The sequence below is a fragment of the Bacillus sp. Medicinal_06 genome, assembly GCF_056711665.1.
The window spans coordinates 1-762 of the sequence record NZ_JBWYHD010000058.1; the positions used below are offsets into that span (position 1 = coordinate 1).

At 49.7% G+C, this 762-nt stretch carries 6 tRNA genes; all 6 read left to right on the top strand.

Features of this window, described 5'->3' with window-relative positions:
- The first annotated feature begins 53 nt into the window (after window positions 1-53).
- Window positions 54-126: transfer RNA gene (locus tag AC1M36_RS28380), tRNA-Lys, on the top strand.
- A gap of 13 nt (window positions 127-139) precedes the next feature.
- Window positions 140-220: transfer RNA gene (locus AC1M36_RS28385), tRNA-Leu, on the top strand.
- 4 nt (window positions 221-224) lie between these two features.
- Window positions 225-310 (top strand) — tRNA-Leu (locus AC1M36_RS28390).
- 93 nt (window positions 311-403) lie between these two features.
- A tRNA-Arg gene (locus AC1M36_RS28395) sits at window positions 404-480 on the top strand.
- A 3-nt stretch (window positions 481-483) separates the two neighbouring features.
- Window positions 484-560 (top strand) — tRNA-Pro (locus tag AC1M36_RS28400).
- 1 nt (window position 561) lies between these two features.
- A tRNA-Gly gene (locus AC1M36_RS28405) sits at window positions 562-632 on the top strand.
- Window positions 633-762 lie beyond the last annotated feature (130 nt).

The window sequence follows — 762 nt, forward strand, 5'->3', positions numbered from 1 at the left end:
GGACTTTGACTCCGTCATGCGCTGGTTCGAATCCAGCTAGCCCAGCCATTTACGAGCCATTAGCTCAGTTGGTAGAGCATCTGACTTTTAATCAGAGGGTCGAAGGTTCGAGTCCTTCATGGCTCACTTTTTTATTTCCGCGGGTGTGGCGGAATTGGCAGACGCACCAGACTTAGGATCTGGCGCCTTTGGCGTGGGGGTTCGACTCCCTTCACCCGCATTATGCGGTCGTGGCGGAATGGCAGACGCGCTAGGTTGAGGGCCTAGTGGGGGAAACCCCGTGGAGGTTCAAGTCCTCTCGGCCGCACCAAAGAAAAAATAAAAAAGTACTTGCATTTGAAAAAGCAGTATGATAAGATAATTGAGTCGCTGAAATACAACAACGACAAAACATCATGAATAAGCGCCCGTAGCTCAATTGGATAGAGCGTTTGACTACGGATCAAGAGGTTAGGGGTTCGACTCCTCTCGGGCGCGCCATAACGGGAAGTGGCTCAGCTTGGTAGAGCACCTGGTTTGGGACCAGGGGGTCGCAGGTTCAAATCCTGTCTTCCCGACCATGCGGGTGTAGTTTAGTGGTAAAACAAGAGCCTTCCAAGCTCTGGTCGAGAGTTCGATTCTCTTCACCCGCTTTTAGTTCTTTGAAAACTGAACGAAACAAACAACGTGAAACGTCAATTTTTATTTTAGATGCTAGACAAACTTTATTGGAGAGTTTGATCCTGGCTCAGGATGAACGCTGGCGGCGTGCCTAATACATGC